This is a genomic window from Streptomyces sp. NPDC025784 (genome assembly GCF_055558435.1).
In genome coordinates, this window is the sequence record NZ_JBVHMN010000004.1 from 131389 (window position 1) to 145597 (window position 14209).

The window sequence follows — 14209 nt, forward strand, 5'->3', positions numbered from 1 at the left end:
CCCGCGCGGTGTGAACCTCCGACGTCCGCTCCGCGACTTCTTCACGACTTTGGATGTCCCGGCTCACCGAGCCGGGGCATCGTCGTTTCGGCCGGGCATCTGTCCAAAAAATATCCATGGATTCCGGCCTCCCGTCGGAAATTCCGGCTGCCTGCAATAGAGTCACTGAACAGGCGTCAATCGATGGCGTTTCGCGGGCATTAAAGCGGAGGTCCGGTCATGCGTATTCCGGCGCACTCGGTATGCACGGCGATCCGTGACGACATCGTCGCGGGCGTCTACGAGCGCGGCAGCCGGCTCACCGAGGAACTGCTCGCCCGCCGCTACGGCGTCTCGCGTGTCCCCGTGCGCGAAGCCCTGCGCACTCTGGAGGCCGAGGGCTTCGTCGTCACCCGGCGGCACGCGGGCGCGTGTGTCGCCGAGCCGACCGAGCAGGAGGCGTCGGACCTGCTGGAGATGCGGATGCTGCTGGAGCCGCTGGGTGCGGCGCGGGCCGCCCAGCGTCGGACCGAGGCCCATCTGAAGGTGCTCCGGGGCCTGGTCAGGCTAGGTCAGGAGCGCGCCCGGAGGGGGCACAGCGAGGATCTGCGCTCCTTGGGCGGCTGGTTCCACGAGACCCTCGCGCAGGCCTCCGGCAGTCCGGCGCTGACCTCCACGCTCGCCCAGCTGCGGCACAAGATCGCCTGGATGTACACCGTGGAGGTGCCGGCCGGCCCGGCGGAGTCCTGGGCGGAGCACGGCGGGATCGTGGACGCCGTCGCGCGGGGCGACAGCGAGCGGGCCCGGTCGATCACGGCTCTGCACGCGGAGCGTGCGACGGCCGCGCACCGGCTCCGTTTTCCCGGCGGCGGGGACCGGGCGGAACGTGTGAGGACTTCGCAACATCCCGTAAACATGACGGGCGTGCGGCATTAACACGGGCGCCGTATACAAAGAGGAGTAATTCGAGGGGGATTATTTCTGCTGCCCGAAAACGGGAAAAGTGAAGGGCTCGTCCGAGAATCTCGGACGAGCCCTTCGGCGGATGTGCGGGACGGCGTTCTTTCGCCTCTCGGGGCGAAGTCCGCCGTCGCCGGCAATGCGCTCAGACGGTCTCCGGGAGCTCCTCGAGCCCCTCGGCGACGAGCTTGGCGAGGCGGTCGAGGGCGGTGTCCGCACCCTCGGCGTCGGAGGCGAGGACGATCTCCTCGCCGCCCTGGGCACCCAGGCCGAGGACCGCGAGCATGGAGGCCGCGTTGACGGGGTTCCCGTCGGCCTTGGCGATCGTCACGGGGATGCCGGAGGCCGTGGCGGCCCGGACGAAGATGGAGGCGGGGCGGGCGTGGAGGCCCTCAGCCCAGCCGACGTTGACGCGGCGCTCAGCCATGTGATGCTGCCCTTCAGGTGTTCAGGGTTGTCTAGACCAGTGTCCCATAACGTGAAGACTGCCCGGAGCGGTCCGGAGTCCCGTCCCGAGTGTCGCCGGATCGCGGCCTCGATCCGGCTTCCGTCCTCCACAGACTGCCTCGCGCCGTTGTCGGACGCGAGCCGTACTCTGGGGCCCATGCAGACCTCGCCGGACGGGCACGCGTACCCCGCTCACTGGGAAGCCGACGTGGTGCTGCGCGACGGCGGCACCGCACGCATCAGGCCCATCACCGTCGATGACGCCGAGCGCCTGGTCAGCTTCTACGAGCAGGTGTCCGACGAGTCGAAGTACTACCGCTTCTTCGCGCCGTATCCGCGCCTGTCCGCGAAGGACGTCCACCGCTTCACGCACCACGACTTTGTGGACAGGGTGGGTCTCGCGGCCACGGTGGGCGGCGAGTTCATCGCCACCGTACGCTACGACCGCATCAATGCCGACGGCCTGCCCGCGTCCGCCCCCGCCGACGAGGCCGAGGTCGCCTTCCTCGTCCAGGACGCCCACCAGGGCCGCGGTGTCGCCTCGGCCCTCCTCGAACACATCGCGGCCGTGGCCCGTGAGCGCGGCATCCGCCGCTTCGCCGCCGAGGTGCTGCCCGCCAACAACAAGATGATCAAGGTGTTCACGGACGCCGGCTACACCCAGAAGCGAAGCTTCGAGGACGGCGTCGTACGCCTGGAGTTCGACCTCGAACCCACCGACCGCTCGCGTGCCGTCCAGTGGGCGCGGGAGCAGCGCGCCGAGGCCAGGTCCGTGCAGCGGCTGCTCGCCCCCGGCTCGGTCGCCGTCATCGGCGCGGGCCGCACCCCCGGCGGCGTCGGCCGCAGCGTCCTCGCCAACCTCCGCGACGCCGGTTTCACGGGCCGCCTCTTCGCGGTCAATAAGGCGCTCCAGGAGAAGGAACTCGACGGAGTCCCCGCCTACCGCTCCGTGCGCGACATCACCGAGCCCGTCGACCTCGCGGTCGTCGCCGTCCCCGCACCGTACGTCCCCGAAGTCGTCGCGGAGTGCGGGGTGCACGGGGTGCAGGGACTCGTGGTGGTCTCCGCCGGATACGCGGAGAGCGGCCCCGAAGGACGCCGACTCCAGCGCGAACTGGTGCGCCAGGCACGCTCGTACGGCATGCGGATCATCGGCCCCAACGCCTTCGGCGTCATCAACACGTCCCCGCAGGTGCGCCTCAACGCCTCGCTCGCCCCGGAGATGCCGCGCCCCGGGCGGATAGGGCTGTTCGCCCAGTCCGGGGCCATCGGCATCGCCCTGCTGTCCAGGCTGCACCGGCGCGGCGGCGGCGTCACCGGCGTGACCGGCGTGTCCACCTTCGTCTCCTCGGGCAACCGCGCGGACGTCTCGGGCAACGACGTCCTCCAGTACTGGTACGACGACCCGGACACCGACGTCGCCCTCATGTACCTCGAATCCATCGGCAACCCGCGCAAGTTCACGCGCCTGGCCCGGCGGACGGCGGCGGCCAAGCCGCTGGTCGTGGTGCAGGGCGCGCGGCACGGGGGAGTGGCGCCCCTCGGCCACACCGTGCGGCCCACCCGCCTGCCGTACGCCACCGTGTCCGCCCTGCTGCGGCAGGCCGGGGTGATCCGCGTGGACACCATCACCGAACTGGTCGACGCCGGGCTGCTCCTGGCCCGTCAGCCGCTGCCCCAGGGCCCCCGAGTCGCCATCCTCGGCAATTCGGAGTCGCTGGGACTTCTCACCTACGACGCATGCCTCGCCCAGGGGCTGCGTCCACTGCCCCCGCTGGACCTGACCACGGCGGCATCGGCGGAGGACTTCCGGCACGCGCTGGCCCACGCCCTGTCCGAGGGCGGCTGCGACGCCGTCGTGGTGACGGCGATCCCGGCGGTGGGGGAGACGTCCGCCCGGGACGCGGCCCTCGCCGAGGCCCTGCGTTCGGCCTCCGCCGAGGCCCCCACGAAGCCGGTGCTGGTCGTGCACGTCGAGCTCGGCGGACTCGCCGAGGCGCTGTCCGCGGCGGCGAGCACCGCGCCCCAGGCCGCGGCCCCGGCTCCCGGAGCCGCTGACGCCACCCGCACCCCCGCCGCCCCGGCCCCGCCCGCATCGCGGACCCCCGGTCCGCCCGGCGCAGCAGGAGCCGCACCGGAGCCGGACCGCCGCCTCATCCCGGCCTACCCCGCGGCCGAGCGCGCCGTCCGCGCTCTCGCCGAAGCCGTCAGATACGCCCAGTGGCGACGCGACGCCGCCCAGCCCGGCAAGGTGCCCGAGTACGAGGACATCGACGAGAAGGGGGCGGCCGCGCAGATCGACGCCCTCCTCGCACGGGGCGAGGGACTGACGCTCGGCACGGAGGAGGCGTGCGTCCTGCTCGGGCGCTACGGCATCGACGTGCGCCGGGCCCTGCCCGCGCCCACGCCCGACGACGCCGTGCGGGCCGCGCGCACCCTCGGCTATCCCGTGGCCCTCAAGACCACCGCCCCGCACCTGCGGCACCGCGCCGACCTGGGAGGAGTCCGGCTCGACCTCGCGGACGAAGAACAATTGCGACGGGCGTACACGGAGTTGACCGACCTGTTCGGGACGCCTCAGGAGCTGCGCCCCGTCGTGCAGGCGATGGCGCCGCGTGGAGTGGACACCGTCGTACGCGCCGTCATCGACCCGGCGGCCGGGGCGGTCCTGTCCTTCGGGCTCGCCGGGGCCGCCTCGGAGCTGCTCGGCGACACCGCGCACCGGCTGGTCCCGGTCACCGACCGGGAGGCGGCCTCCCTGGTCAGGTCGATCAGGACGGCGCCGCTGCTGTTCGGCTGGCGGGGCTCCGCGCCGGTCGACACGGCTGCCCTCGAGGAGCTGCTGCTGCGGGTGTCGCGGCTGGTCGACGACCATCCCGAGGTCGTCGCCGTGTCGCTGGAGCCCGTGGTGGTCGCGCCGCACGGCCTCAGCGTGCTCGGGGCCACCGTGCGGCTGGCCCGTGCCCCCGTGCGCGACGACCTCGGTCCCCGCACGCTCCCCGTGGTCTGAGCCGGGCCGCTGCGGGCCCGCGGCGGGTGATCCGCGCCGTGCCCGCCCGGTGCCCGGTCCGTGCGCGACGGACACCCGCGAGCGGTGCCTCGCAGTCAGTGGGCCACCGTAGGATGGACGTCATGGCCAAGACCAGTACGACGACCCAGGGGCTGCGAGCGGCGATCGAGCGCAGCGGCTACTACCCGGCCCTCGTGGCCGAGGCGGTGGAGGCCGCGATCGGCGGCGAGACCATCCGGTCGTACCTGGTCCACCAGGAGACGACGTTCGACGCCAATGAGGTGCGCCGGCACGTCACGGTCCTCGTCCTCACCGGAAACCGCTTCATCGTGAGCCACACCGACGAGCAGGCCGCGGACAGCACCTCCCCGACGCCGTACGCCACGACGTCGACGGAGTCGGTGAAACTCGGCCGGATCTCGTCGGTCGTCGTCAGCCGCGTCGTCTCGAACCCGGAGTCGTACACACCGGGCACCCTGCCCCGCGAGGTCGTCCTGACCATCGGCTGGGGCGCGGTCTCCCGCATCGACCTGGAGCCCGCCGCCTGCGGCGACCCCAACTGTGAAGCGGACCACGGCTACACGGGCAATTCGACGGCCGACGACCTGAGCCTGCGTGTCAGCGAGGCCGGCGACGGCCCGGAGACGGTGCGCCAGGCCCTGGCCTTCGCGCAGTCCCTCTCCGAGGCGACCGCGGACATCACCCGCTGATGTCGCATCCGTTCCCCTCCGCAGCCCACGAGGGCGGGCGTTTCGCGCCCGCTCCGCCCCCCTCCGCCTGGGACCAGCCGGAGCCGCTCGCCGTGGACTCCGCGCCCGTCCCCGAGTACGGCGCCGGTTCCCTCGCGGACCTGCTGCCCACGCTCGCCGCGGGCATGGGCGTGCCCGGCCTGACCGCCGCCATACCGGAGCTGGACGCGGCCGACCGGAACTGCGTCTTCCTGATCGACGGTCTCGGCTGGGAGCAGCTCAAGGCCCACCCCGAAGAGGCCCCCTTCATGGCGTCGCTCCTGGCGTCGTCCCGAGGGGGTACGGGCCGCCCCATCACCGCGGGTTACCCCGCGACCACCGCGACCTCGCTCGCCTCCGTCGGCACCGGCCTGCCGCCCGGCGCGCACGGCCTGCCCGGCTACACGGCCCGCAATCCGGCGACCGGCGAGCTGATGAACCAGCTCCGCTGGAACCCGTGGACGGAGCCCACCGCCTGGCAGCCCTATCCGACGGTCTTCCAGCTGGCGGACGCGGCGGGCGTGCACACCGCGCAGGTCTCGTCGCCCACCTTCCAGAACACGCCCCTGACGAAGATCGCGCTGTCCGGCGGTACGTTCCACGGACGGCTGTCCGGCGAGGAGCGCATGGACCTCGCGGCCGAGCAACTGGCCGCCGGTGACCGTTCGCTGGTCTACACGTACTACGCCGAGGTGGACGGCAAGGGCCATCGCTTCGGCGTCGACTCGGACCCCTGGCGCGGCCAGCTCATGTACGTCGACCGACTGGTCCAGCGCCTCGCGGAGCAGTTGCCGCCCCGCACGGCGCTGTACGTGACCGCCGACCACGGCATGGTCGACATCCCGTTCGACGAGCAGCACCGCATCGACTTCGACGAGGACTGGGAGCTGCGCGCCGGGGTCGCCCTGCTGGGCGGCGAGGGCCGCGCCCGCCACGTCTACGCGGTGCCGGGTGCCGCGGCGGACGTCCTGACCTGCTGGCGCGAGGTGCTCGGCGAGCAGTTCTGGGTGGCCTCGCGGGACGAGGCGATCGCCGCGGGCTGGTTCGGCCCGCAGGTCGACGAGCGGGTGTACGCCCGGATCGGCGACGTCGTCGCGGCGGCCCGCGACGACGTGCTGATCATCGCGTCCGAGCGGGAACCGAAGGAGTCCGCGATGGTCGGCAACCACGGCTCCATGACCCCCGCCGAACAGCTCGTGCCCCTCCTGCACGTACGCTCCTAGGCTGTTCCCGTACGCTGATCACGTACCCCCGCCCCGTACTCCCGTTGCCGAAAGGTGCTCAACACCCCATGCCCGAGCTGGTGTTCTTCTCCGGAACCATGGACTGCGGGAAGTCGACGCTGGCTCTCCAGATCGAGCACAACCGCTCGGCGCGGGGCCTGCAGGGCATGATCTTCACGCGTGACGACCGGGCGGGCGAGGGCAAGCTCTCCTCTCGCCTGGGCCTGGTCACGGACGCCGTCGAGGTGGCGGACGACCAGGATCTGTACGGATACCTGGTCGACCATCTCTCCCAGGGCGGCCGGGCGGACTACGTGATCGCGGACGAGGCGCAGTTCCTCGCCCCCGCGCAGATCGACCAGCTCGCCCGCGTGGTGGACGACCTGGGCCTCGACGTCTACGCCTTCGGGATCACCACCGACTTCCGGTCCAAGCTGTTCCCCGGCTCCCAGCGGCTCGTGGAGCTGGCCGACCGGGTCGAGGTCCTCCAGGTCGAGGCCCTGTGCTGGTGTGGCGCCCGCGCGACCCACAACGCCCGCACCATAGGCGGCGAGATGGTCGTCGAGGGCGCCCAGGTCGTCGTCGGCGACGTCAACCAGTCCGAGGACATCGGGTACGAGGTGCTGTGCCGCCGGCACCATCGCCGTCGGATGACGGCCGCGACGGCCCGGGCGGGCGCCCTGTCACCGGACGTGCTGCCGGTGGCCTCGGCCTGATCTCGCGGGGCGTGAGTCCCGGGACGTCACCGGGGCCGGCCGGCCCAGGTCCCTCAGGAATCCCGGCGGTCGGCGTGGATGAGCGAGAACAACGCGCCTTCGGGGTCCGCCACCGTCGCCACCCGCCCGTACGGCGAGTCGTGGGCGGACTTGAGGAGATGCCCGCCGAGTTCGACGACATGCTGGGCGGCGTCGTCCACGTCCGCGACCTCGAAGTACGTCAGCCAGTGCGGTCCGCGGTCGCGCGGCAGCGCGTTCCCGACGCCGTGGACGCCGGCCACCGGGCGGCTCTCGATGTGCAGGGTCACATAGTCGAAGTCGGCCGAGACGGTCGGCTCCAGCCGGTATCCGAAGACCCCTTGATAGAACTTGACCACGCTGTCGGTGTCGCGGGTCACGAGCTCGTTCCACGCGGGTGTGCCGGGCACCCCGGTGATCCCCGTGCCCAGATGCTCGGCGGCCTGCCAGATGCCGAACACGGCGCCCGTCGGGTCCGAGGCGATCGCCATGCGCCCTGCCTCCCCGGCGTCGAGGGGACCCACCCCCACCGTGCCGCCGCTGTGCCGGACGGTCTCCGCGGTCACGTCCACGTCGTCCGAGGCGAGGTAGGGCGTCCAGGCGATGGGCAGATGCCGGTCGGGTGGCAGCTGGCCGATCCCCGCCACCTCGTGACCGTCCAGCAGAGCCCGCACGTACGGGCCGAGCTGTTGCGGTCCCGGCCGGAACTCCCAGCCGAACAGCTGTCCGTAGAACTCCTGGGTCGTGGCCATCCCGTGCACCATCAGGCTCACCCAGCAGGGTGTGCCGGGTGTGCGCCGAGCGTGCGTGGTGCCGTTCAGGCCGGTCGACCCCCGTGCCTCGGTCATCGTCACTCTCTTCTCGGCCCCTCGCGGTGGCCGGTCACCTTCCGCCTACGAACACGGGTACCGCAGCGGCACCCGTGCAAGCCCCGTGCCGATGTTCGCACCACCGGTCACACCGCGCGCTCCGGTCGCACCGCCGCTCAGCGGTCCCGGTCGGAGAATGCCCGGAGTGTCGTTTCTTATCCGTTTCGGCGCGATTGCCGGGTGGTGTCCATCAGCTGTACAGCATGTGCCCGATCCCGTACGCCTCGTGATCGGACCTGTCCGGCCGAGCACAGTAGCCGGAGCTGGACGACGCGGCCACCCCGTGCGCAAGGATGGTGGCCATGAACGCCATCATCACCGCACCTGAACTCGCGAGCGATCTGGCAGGACCGAACCCGCCGGTCCTGCTCGACGTCCGCTGGCAGTTGGGCGGCCCGAACCTGCGCGACGAGTACGAGAAGGCGCACATCCCGGGAGCCGTCTTCGTCGATCTGGATTCCGAACTCGCCGGTCCGGCCGGGGCGGCCGGGCGGCATCCCCTGCCCGATCTCGAGATCTTCGGCTCCGCGATGCGAGCCGCCGGCGTGTCCGCGGACCGCGATGTCGTCGTGTACGACGGCGGCCAGGGCTGGGCCGCCGCGCGCGCCTGGTGGCTGCTCGGCTATTCGGGGCATCCGTCGGTACGCGTCCTCGACGGAGGGTTCGCCGCCTGGAACGGGCCGGTGTCCTCGGAGCGGCCGGCCCCGGAGCCCGGAAGCTTCGCACCAGCACCGGGTGCGCGCCCGCTGCTCGACGCGGACGGCGCGGCGGCCCTTGCGCGTACCGGAGTCCTGCTCGACGCCCGCGCGGGTGAGCGCTACCGCGGCGAGGTCGAGCCGATCGACCCGGTAGGCGGGCACATCCCCGGCGCCGTGTCCGCGCCGACCACGGAGAACGTCGAGAGCGGCGGACGGTTCCTGCCCGCCGCCGAACTCGCCGACCGCTTCAAGTCGCTGGGCGCCGATGCCACTTCCGAGGTGGGCGTCTACTGCGGCTCCGGTGTCTCCGGCGCGCACGAGGTCCTGGCCCTGGCCGTGGCGGGCATCCCCGCGGCCCTGTACGTGGGTTCCTGGTCCGAGTGGTCCCGGGACGGGAGCCGTCCGGTCGCGGTGGGACCCGACCCCCAGTGACAGCGAAGGGGCCCGCGCCGAACCGGTGCGGGCCCCTTCGTCGGACAACTGACTAGTCCTGCTTCTTCCGTCGCGTACCGAAGACGATCTCGTCCCAGCTCGGTACCGCCGCTCGGCGGCCCGGCCGTACGCCGTCGGCCTCGGCCTGCCGGTCGGTCGCGCCGACCAGACGGTCGCGATGGCTGCCCACCGAACGCGGCATCAGGACGTCCGCGTACGCCGAACCGGCACCGGCCGACGCCGCGGGAGCCGGGGGCTCCTCCGCCTCGGGCTCGGGGTCGGGCTCCTCCGCGGCGGGCCGCTCCGTGGTCGAGGGCCGCTCGGGCACCACCATGTCGCCCCGGAAGCTGGGCACCGCCTCCAGGAGGCTGGTCAGCGAATCCCGGTCGCCGGACTCCTCGACCGGCTCCGGGGACGGGGCGGGCAGGCTCGGCCGTTCCATCTGCCGGTCCAGGGCGCGGTCCAGCGGACGGTCCCGGGGCAGCCGCGCGATCCGCGGGACGAACGGGAAGCTCGGCTCGGGTGCGGCGAGGTCGTCGGACTCGCCGATCAGCGAGCGCGCCTCGTCGTCGACGGCCTGGACCAGACGCCGCGGCGGGTCGTACGTCCAGCTCGCCGAGTGCGGTTCGCCCGCGACCCGGTAGACCAGCAGGACCTCCCAGGTGCCGTCGTCGCGGCGCCACGAGTCCCATTGCACGGTGTCCTTCTCGGCGCCGCGCAGCAGCAGTCGCTCCTGGACGGCCTCGCCGAGCTGGGGTCCGGCGTTCTCGCCGGGGCGGCGGACCGGGGTCTTCCGCGCGCGCTCGGCCATGAAGGCGCGCTCGGCGAGCACGGGCCCCTCGAAGCGGCGCACGCGGTCGACGGGGATTCCGGCGAGCTGGGCGACCTCTTCCGCGGAGGCGCCGGCACGTATACGCGCCTGGATGTCGCGGGGGCGGAGATGGCTCTCCACCTCGATCTCGATCTGGCCGAGGCGGGGACGGTCGCCGCGTACGGCGGCGCGCAGACGCTCGTCAATCGGAAGCGTGTACTCCGTGCTGTCCGCAGCCTTCAGCACCAGCCGTGTGCCGTCGTTAGAGACGGCCACGACACGCAGTTCGGGCATGGGGACCTCCCGGGTGGTGCCTGCCGACGTCACGTGCGTCGCTGCTTCCGCTAGTCGAGTGTGGCCTGCCCGGGTGCAGCCTGCCACAACCTTGCCGAGTTGCCCGGCGTGTCGGGCATGGGCCCGGGAGCGCCGTTATGGCACGGTTACCTTTTCGCAACGCTAAGTGACGAACCTCATCACCCTGTGCAACGAGCCCCCTCCCGGCGGTCCTGCAAGGCCCCGGACACCCTGGCGGGAGTCCGGACCCAGGGCTCGCAACAGTACTCCATTCGGGCCACCTACGTGGATCGGCGCGCCGCCCAACTTCGGTCAAGGGGTGGTAGTTGGCCGCCCGAAGCGCCGTATTCGTGACCATGGAACGTGGCGCACTTCACCTAATCGTCGGAAACGGAACCAATCGTTTCGCCCATACGTCCCCTTCTCGTGCAGTCGGTCGACCAAGTTCGGGAAAGGCAGGCAAGGTCCGGGGATGCGTAAGAAGTCCGAAGTCGGCGAGAAGCCGGGTGTCCATGAGCCGGATGCCGACGAGGGGCCGAGGAGGAAACGGGTCGACCTGAGCCTGCCTCAAGTCGCGGGAAGCGCGGTGGCGGCGGTGGTGGCCGCGAAGTTCGCCTCGTACTTCGGCGTCTACGGGACGATCCTGGGCGCCGGCCTGGTCAGCGTGATCGCGACCTGCGGAGGCACCCTCTTCCAGCACTTCCTCAAGCGCACCGGGGAACAGCTGCGGGACGCGACGGTGCAGGCCAAGCCGAAATCGGCGCCCCGGCGGACGCCGGTGCCGGGGGAGTTCACCGAAGGGACCGTCTATCGCGCGCGGGTCAGGAGCTGGCGGCGGCCGGTCGTCGCCGCGGCACTCGTCTTCGGCGTCACGATGGCCGGAATCACCACCTACGAGCTGGCCTCGGGACAGAATTTCAGCGGTGCCGGCAGGAGTACGACCGTCGGTGACGCCCTCAAGGGGAGCCGCTCCGGCACCGGCGCCACGACGCCGGAGCCCACCACGACGCCCTCGACGGACCCCCCTTCGAAGCGGCCGTCCTCCGGAGGCGGTGACACCGGAACCCTCAAGGGGGACGGCGATGTCGGTGCGACGGCCACGCCGATGCCCGAGGCGAGCGCCTCGCCGGGCGCGGAGGCCGGGAGCGACGGTGCGACCCCCACCCCGAGCGCGCCTACGAGCCCAGCACCCGACGCAAGTAGTCGTTCGCAAAGCGCCGGTCCGGGTCCAGCCGGTCCCTCAGCGCCGTGAACTCGCCGAAGCGCGGGTAGACCTCGGAGAAGTACGCGGCGTCGCGCGTGTGCACCTTGCCCCAGTGCGGGCGCCCCTCGTGGGCGGTGAAGATCCGCTCCGCGGCGGTGAAGTACGCCTGATAGGGGGTTCCCCTGAACATGTGGACGGCGATGTAGGCGCTGTCCCGCCCGGACGCCGTCGACAGCGCGATGTCGTCGGCCGGAGCCGTGCGCACCTCGACCGGGAAACTGACCCGCAGGGACGAGCGGTCGACCATCGTCCTCAGCTCGCGCAGCGTCTCCACCAAAGCCTCGCGCGGGACGGCGTACTCCATCTCCACGAAGCGCACCCGGCGCGGAGACGTGAAGACCTTGTAGGGAATGTCGGTGTAGGTCCGCGCGGACAGCGCACGGCTGGAGATCTTCGCGATCGCCGGGATCGTGGCGGGTACGGCGCGGCCCAGCAGATTGGCCACCTGGAAGACGCCGTTGGAGAGGAACTCGTCCTCGATCCAGCCGCCGATCTGCCCCACCGGCTTCTCGGGACCCGCGCTGCGGTTGTTGCGCTTGGTGTTGCAGTTGCCGGTGTGCGGGAACCAGTAGAACTCGAAATGCTCGTTCTCGGTGAACAGTTCGTCGAAGTCGGCGGTGACCCGGTCGAAGGTCATCGGCTCCTCGCGGGCCGTGAGCAGGAATATGGGCTCCACGGCGAAGGTGATCGCGGTGACGACGCCCAGCGCGCCGATGCCGATACGGGCCGCCGCGAAGACCTCGGGGTTCTCCTTCTCGGAGCAGGTGAGGACCGAGCCGTCCGCCGTGACCAGCTCAAGGCCCTTGATCTGCGCGGCGATCGAGGCCGAGTCGCGGCCCGTGCCGTGCGTGCCGGTGCTGGTCGCCCCCGACACGGTCTGCTCCATGATGTCGCCCATGTTCGTGAGCGACAGTCCCTCGCGGGCGAGAGCCATGTTGAGCCGCTTGAGCGGAGTGCCGGCCTCGACGGTGACGGTGCCCGCCTCGCGGTCGATCCCGCGGATGCCGGTCAACAGTTGAGGGCGGATCAACACACCGTCGGTCGCGGCGGCGGCCGTGAAGGAGTGCCCGGTACCGACGGCCTTGACCTGCAGACCGTCGTCGGCCGCCTTCCGCACCGCGGCGGAGAGTTCGTCCACCGAGGCGGGGGTGACCTCCCGTACGGGACGGGCGGTGACGTTCCCCGCCCAGTTACGCCACGTGCCGCTCTTCCCGCTCACTGTGGTGCTCATGGGACCCTCCCCGCTGCGGAACCGGCCTGTTCAGCCGGCGATACCCGAGGAAACCGACCGCGACCGCGACGGCCCCGGACACCGCCGGAACCCCGTACCCGGCCTTCGCGCCGGCGGCGTCGATCACCCAGCCGGACACGGAGGAGCCCAGCGCGACCCCGACCGCGAGTCCGGTGCTCACCCAGGTCATGCCCTCGGTCAGTTTCGCGCGTGGTACGTGCTGCTCGATGAGGGACATCGTCGTGATCATCGTGGGAGCGATGGACAGCCCCGCAAGGAACAGCGCCACGGCCAGGAACGGCAAGTTTCCGACCAGTAGGAGGGGGATCATACTCACGGCCATCGCGCATATGCCCAGCAGCCACCGGCGTTCGGGCGCCCCCGTGAAGTGCAGCAGCCCGAACACGGCGCCGGCGACGCACGAACCCGCCGCGTACAGCGCGAGGACGACACTCGCCGCACCCTTGTGCCCCTGCTCCTCGGCGAAGGCCACGGTGACCACGTCGACGGCCCCGAAGATCGCGCCGGTCGCCACGAAGGTGGCCACCAGCACCTGGAGCCCGGCCGAGCGCAGCGCGGAGCCGCCGGCGTGGTGCTCGCGCGGGTGCGGCACGGGCTCCGTCGCGCGCTGGGAGGTCAGCCAGAAGACGCCGGCCGCGAGGAAGCAGGCGGCGAGCAGCGGCCCCGCCTCCGGGAACCACACCGTGGACAGGCCGATGGAGATGATCGGCCCGAAGATGAAGCAGACCTCGTCCACCACGGACTCGAAGGAGTACGCGGTGTGCAGCTGAGGGGTGCCCCCGTACAGGGCGGCCCAGCGGGCCCGGACCATCGCGCCGACGCTCGGGACGCAGCCGATGCCCGCCGCGCACACGAACAGCACCCAGTCCGGCCACTCGAAACGGGCGGCGCACAGCAGCCCGGCGGCCGCCGCCAGGGCGAACAGCGTCACGGGTCGCAGCACCCGCCGCTGTCCGTGCCGGTCCACGAGGCGCGAGACCTGCGGGCCGAGGACGGCCGCGGCCAGCGCCATGGTCGCCGACAGCGCACCGGCGAGCCCGTACCGCCCGGTCAGCTGGGAGATCATCGTGACGACGCCGATGCCCATCATCGACAGCGGCATCCGGCCGAGGAAGCCCGCGGCGGAGAAGCCCTTTGAGCCGGGGGCGGCGAACAAGGCACGGTACGGGCTGGGCACGGGGGTCTCCGGTCGGCTCGGCTCGGCTGCCCGGGCATGACGGGCGACGCGAACTCTGTAAGGCGTGAAGGTGGCCGATACAGCTTACGGGTGAGGTCACCCTTACGCACGCCCCCTGCGCGCTCCTCACGCAGGCTCCGCGCCCGACGCGGCCCCGGCTCCGGCAGGCTCTTCACGCCCGGCTCGCCGCCGACTTCCGCACAGCCTTGTCACCCGGCCGCTCGGGCTCCTCGTGCCCGGCTCGCCGCCCGTTTCCGCACGCGCCTCGCCGACCGGCCCCGCAGGCTTCTCACGCCCGGCTCCGCACGCGCCTGCCGTACGGCGCCGAGCC

Annotated in this window: 12 protein-coding genes; 7 read left to right on the top strand and 5 right to left on the bottom strand. The window is 71.9% G+C overall.

What is annotated here, in order from left to right:
* The first annotated feature begins 219 nt into the window (after positions 1-219).
* Positions 220-915: a GntR family transcriptional regulator gene (locus ACZ4IF_RS12300; RefSeq protein WP_467561953.1), complete on the top strand. Its 696-nt coding sequence runs from the start codon at positions 220-222 to the stop codon at positions 913-915.
* Between the two features lie 169 nt (positions 916-1084).
* Here the strand turns inward: ACZ4IF_RS12300 and ACZ4IF_RS12305 are convergent, their stop codons facing one another.
* Positions 1085-1366 (bottom strand): HPr family phosphocarrier protein, encoded by a 282-nt coding sequence (locus ACZ4IF_RS12305; RefSeq protein ID WP_426680975.1) that lies wholly within the window; start codon positions 1364-1366, stop codon positions 1085-1087.
* Between the two features lie 177 nt (positions 1367-1543).
* On the opposite strand from ACZ4IF_RS12305, the gene ACZ4IF_RS12310 reads away from it, so the two are divergent.
* The 4 genes from ACZ4IF_RS12310 to ACZ4IF_RS12325 all read left to right on the top strand — a co-directional run bounded on the left by ACZ4IF_RS12310 (position 1544) and on the right by ACZ4IF_RS12325 (position 7063).
* Complete coding sequence (locus tag ACZ4IF_RS12310) at positions 1544-4396, top strand: bifunctional acetate--CoA ligase family protein/GNAT family N-acetyltransferase (RefSeq protein ID WP_467561955.1); 2853 nt, start codon at positions 1544-1546, stop codon at positions 4394-4396.
* A gap of 122 nt (positions 4397-4518) precedes the next feature.
* Positions 4519-5106 carry a DUF5998 family protein gene (locus tag ACZ4IF_RS12315; RefSeq protein WP_345656064.1) on the top strand — a complete coding sequence of 196 codons (588 nt, stop codon included), beginning with the start codon at positions 4519-4521 and terminating at the stop codon, positions 5104-5106.
* On the top strand, positions 5106-6347 hold the full coding sequence (locus ACZ4IF_RS12320; RefSeq protein ID WP_359492974.1) for an alkaline phosphatase family protein: 1242 nt from the start codon (positions 5106-5108) through the stop codon (positions 6345-6347). Before ACZ4IF_RS12315 ends, ACZ4IF_RS12320 begins: the two co-directional genes overlap by 1 nt.
* Positions 6348-6415: 68 nt before the next feature.
* Positions 6416-7063 (top strand): thymidine kinase, encoded by a 648-nt coding sequence (locus ACZ4IF_RS12325; RefSeq protein ID WP_028802266.1) that lies wholly within the window; start codon positions 6416-6418, stop codon positions 7061-7063.
* 53 nt (positions 7064-7116) lie between these two features.
* Here ACZ4IF_RS12325 and ACZ4IF_RS12330 read toward each other — a convergent pair whose 3' ends face one another.
* Positions 7117-7929, bottom strand: a complete 813-nt coding sequence (locus ACZ4IF_RS12330; protein WP_467561957.1) for a VOC family protein — start codon at positions 7927-7929, stop codon at positions 7117-7119.
* Positions 7930-8252: 323 nt separating this feature from the next.
* On the opposite strand from ACZ4IF_RS12330, the gene ACZ4IF_RS12335 reads away from it, so the two are divergent.
* Positions 8253-9080: a sulfurtransferase gene (locus ACZ4IF_RS12335; RefSeq protein WP_467561959.1), complete on the top strand. Its 828-nt coding sequence runs from the start codon at positions 8253-8255 to the stop codon at positions 9078-9080.
* A 52-nt stretch (positions 9081-9132) separates the two neighbouring features.
* On the opposite strand, the gene sepH is transcribed toward ACZ4IF_RS12335, so the two are convergent.
* Positions 9133-10185 (bottom strand): septation protein SepH, encoded by a 1053-nt coding sequence (gene sepH, locus ACZ4IF_RS12340; RefSeq protein ID WP_359492982.1) that lies wholly within the window; start codon positions 10183-10185, stop codon positions 9133-9135.
* A 472-nt stretch (positions 10186-10657) separates the two neighbouring features.
* Here sepH and ACZ4IF_RS12345 point away from each other — a divergent pair, with 472 nt between their 5' ends.
* Complete coding sequence (locus tag ACZ4IF_RS12345; RefSeq protein WP_467561962.1) at positions 10658-11437, top strand: hypothetical protein; 780 nt, start codon at positions 10658-10660, stop codon at positions 11435-11437.
* Here ACZ4IF_RS12345 and ACZ4IF_RS12350 read toward each other — a convergent pair.
* Together ACZ4IF_RS12350 and ACZ4IF_RS12355 are read right to left on the bottom strand one after the other, a co-directional pair.
* Positions 11361-12680: a D-arabinono-1,4-lactone oxidase gene (locus ACZ4IF_RS12350; protein ID WP_467561964.1), complete on the bottom strand. Its 1320-nt coding sequence runs from the start codon at positions 12678-12680 to the stop codon at positions 11361-11363. The two genes, ACZ4IF_RS12345 and ACZ4IF_RS12350, sit on opposite strands and share 77 nt — an antisense overlap.
* Positions 12640-13878 carry an MFS transporter gene (locus tag ACZ4IF_RS12355; RefSeq protein ID WP_467561966.1) on the bottom strand — a complete coding sequence of 413 codons (1239 nt, stop codon included), beginning with the start codon at positions 13876-13878 and terminating at the stop codon, positions 12640-12642. The genes ACZ4IF_RS12350 and ACZ4IF_RS12355 overlap by 41 nt, the downstream gene beginning before the upstream one ends.
* Positions 13879-14209: the final 331 nt, after the last annotated feature.

Excerpts from the sequence above, each read along its gene's own strand:
- ACZ4IF_RS12300 (WP_467561953.1), top strand. The coding sequence starts at position 220 with ATGCGTATTCCGGCGCACTCGGTATGCACGGCGATCCGTGACGACATC.
- ACZ4IF_RS12305 (WP_426680975.1), bottom strand. The coding sequence starts at position 1,366 with ATGGCTGAGCGCCGCGTCAACGTCGGCTGGGCTGAGGGCCTCCACGCC.
- ACZ4IF_RS12310 (WP_467561955.1), top strand. The coding sequence starts at position 1,544 with ATGCAGACCTCGCCGGACGGGCACGCGTACCCCGCTCACTGGGAAGCC.
- ACZ4IF_RS12315 (WP_345656064.1), top strand. The coding sequence starts at position 4,519 with ATGGCCAAGACCAGTACGACGACCCAGGGGCTGCGAGCGGCGATCGAG.
- ACZ4IF_RS12320 (WP_359492974.1), top strand. The coding sequence starts at position 5,106 with ATGTCGCATCCGTTCCCCTCCGCAGCCCACGAGGGCGGGCGTTTCGCG.
- ACZ4IF_RS12325 (WP_028802266.1), top strand. The coding sequence starts at position 6,416 with ATGCCCGAGCTGGTGTTCTTCTCCGGAACCATGGACTGCGGGAAGTCG.
- ACZ4IF_RS12330 (WP_467561957.1), bottom strand. The coding sequence starts at position 7,929 with ATGACCGAGGCACGGGGGTCGACCGGCCTGAACGGCACCACGCACGCT.
- ACZ4IF_RS12335 (WP_467561959.1), top strand. The coding sequence starts at position 8,253 with ATGAACGCCATCATCACCGCACCTGAACTCGCGAGCGATCTGGCAGGA.
- sepH (WP_359492982.1), bottom strand. The coding sequence starts at position 10,185 with ATGCCCGAACTGCGTGTCGTGGCCGTCTCTAACGACGGCACACGGCTG.
- ACZ4IF_RS12345 (WP_467561962.1), top strand. The coding sequence starts at position 10,658 with ATGCGTAAGAAGTCCGAAGTCGGCGAGAAGCCGGGTGTCCATGAGCCG.
- ACZ4IF_RS12350 (WP_467561964.1), bottom strand. The coding sequence starts at position 12,680 with ATGAGCACCACAGTGAGCGGGAAGAGCGGCACGTGGCGTAACTGGGCG.